Genomic DNA, 2,356 nt, shown 5'->3' with positions numbered 1-2,356 from the left:
GAGCTTGGTGTAATAAGTGACCAAATAGGTTCGCCTACTTATGCTAAAGGCTTGGCTGAAGCTTGTGTGGTAAGTTTAATGGCAAGTATTAATGGTATTTATCACTACACTGATACAGGTGTGGCAAGTTGGTTTGATTTTGCTGTCGCTATTCAAAATTTTGGCTTAGAGCTGGGCTTGTTAGATAAAAAAATAGCTATTAAGCCGATCACCACTGCGCAATATCCAACGCCTGCTAAACGCCCACATTATAGTGTGATGGATAAAGCGAGTTTGGCAAACGCTTTACCGGAAATATCGTTAACACACTGGCAAGGACAGTTAAAAGCTATGATGACAGCGCTAAAAGTAGAGCGTGAAGCACAATTAGCGTTTATTAATTAGAGATTATTATGAAAAGATTATTAGTTACAGGTGGTGCAGGTTTTATCGGTGCTAACTTTGTCCATTATTGGATGGCTAAATACCCAGCCGATAAAATTGTGGTGCTTGATGCATTAACCTACGCGGGCAATATTGCTAATTTAGATAGCGTAAAAGCTCAAGCTAACTTTACGTTTGTACATGGCAATATTTGCGATCAATCGTTAATTGAAACATTATTGCTTGAACATGATATTGATACTTTAGTACATTTTGCCGCCGAGTCTCACGTAGACCGTTCAATTACTGGTCCAGATGCGTTTATTGAAACTAATATTATGGGTACTTATAGCTTACTTAAAGCCGCTAAAAAAGTGTGGTTAGACGGCGAAAGCATTCTTGAAGGACATCGTTTTCATCATGTGTCTACTGATGAAGTTTATGGCACACTTTCACCTACCGACCCAGCTTTTACCGAAGATACAGCTTACGCACCTAATTCACCTTATTCGGCCAGTAAAGCGGCTAGTGATCATTTAGTGCGAGCTTATCATCATACTTATGGTTTAAATGTTACCACCAGTAATTGTTCAAATAACTATGGGCCATTTCATTTTCCTGAGAAATTAATACCACTGGTTATCACTAATATTTTGCATGATAAAGCCTTACCAATATATGGCGATGGTCAACAAATACGTGATTGGTTATATGTAGAAGACCATGCATACGGCATTGATTTAGTATTACAAAACGGTCGAATAGGTGAGAACTATAATATTGGCGGCGATAATGAATGGGCTAATATAGATATAGTTAAAACCATATCAAAACTGGTCGAACAAGAGTTTTTTAAAAATAAAGATTTAGCGACTCGTTTTCCGGCGGCTAAAGCAGCGATGGCGCAAAACACTGAATCACTTATTACTTATGTTAAAGACCGACCTGGCCATGACCGTCGTTATGCCATTGACGCGACTAAAACTAACAATGAGCTAGGCTATCAACCTAAAGAGTCTTTTGATAGTGGCATTGCTAAAACTGTGACTTGGTACTTGAACAATGAAGCATGGTGGCAAAGCGTCATGGATGGCTCATACCAAAACTGGATAGCAGAGCAGTATAAATAATTTAACTGGCTAACTGTCGGTAGAGAGTTATGTTTTTATTTTATAGAAATATAACTCCTATACGTACTTTGACGTTTTAACATTCAAAATGAAAGGAATAATATGAAAATAGCAATAGCAGGAACTGGTTACGTTGGGCTTTCTAACGCAATGTTATTAGCGCAGCACAATGAAGTGATCGCTGTTGATATCGTTAAAGCGAAGGTTGATTTATTAAATCAAAAAAAGTCGCCGATAGTTGACGTTGAGATTGAAGATTTTTTAGCAAATAAAGCTATTAACTTTAAAGCGACACTGGATAAAAATTTGGCCTATAGTGATGCTGATTTTGTCGTTATTGCTACGCCAACTGATTATGATGTTGAAACCAATTACTTTAATACCTCTTCTGTTGAAGCGGTAATTAAAGATGTCTTGGCGGTTAACCCAAATGCGGTGATGATCATTAAGTCGACTGTGCCTGTTGGTTACACAGAAAATATTAAACAAGAACTTAACTGCGCAAATATCATGTTTTCACCTGAGTTTTTGCGTGAAGGTAAGGCCTTGCATGACAACCTTTATCCGTCGCGTATTATTGTTGGTGAGCAAAGCGAGCGTGCCAAAGTATTTGCTGACTTACTGGCCCAAGGCGCAATAAAAGAAAATATCGATATCTTGTTTACAGACTCAACAGAGGCAGAAGCGGTTAAGTTATTCTCAAATACCTACTTAGCGATGCGCGTTGCTTATTTTAATGAGTTAGATAGTTATGCTGAGGCACATGGTTTAGATGCCAAGCATATTATTGAAGGTGTCGGATTAGATCCGCGTATTGGTAATCATTACAATAACCCGTCGTTTGGTTATGGTGGTTATTGTTT

At 38.1% G+C, this 2,356-nt stretch carries 3 protein-coding genes; all 3 read left to right on the top strand.

Features of this window, described 5'->3' with window-relative positions; all coding sequences use genetic code 11:
- Positions 1 to 384 (top strand): sugar nucleotide-binding protein (locus ABYB02_RS16635; RefSeq protein ID WP_372763483.1); only part of this gene is annotated, 384 nt, incomplete at its 5' end.
- 8 nt (positions 385 to 392) lie between these two features.
- Complete coding sequence (rfbB, locus tag ABYB02_RS16630; RefSeq protein WP_372763482.1) at positions 393 to 1,493, top strand: dTDP-glucose 4,6-dehydratase; 1,101 nt, start codon at positions 393 to 395, stop codon at positions 1,491 to 1,493.
- Between the two features lie 102 nt (positions 1,494 to 1,595).
- The coding region (locus ABYB02_RS16625; protein ID WP_372763481.1) for a nucleotide sugar dehydrogenase at positions 1,596 to 2,356 on the top strand (761 nt) is incomplete at its 3' end.

The sequence above is a fragment of the Pseudoalteromonas sp. genome (assembly GCF_041613455.1).
Lineage (GTDB): Bacteria > Pseudomonadota > Gammaproteobacteria > Enterobacterales > Alteromonadaceae > Pseudoalteromonas.
Note: the sequence above shows the minus strand (reverse complement) of the source record. Positions and strands in the feature narration are given on the sequence as shown.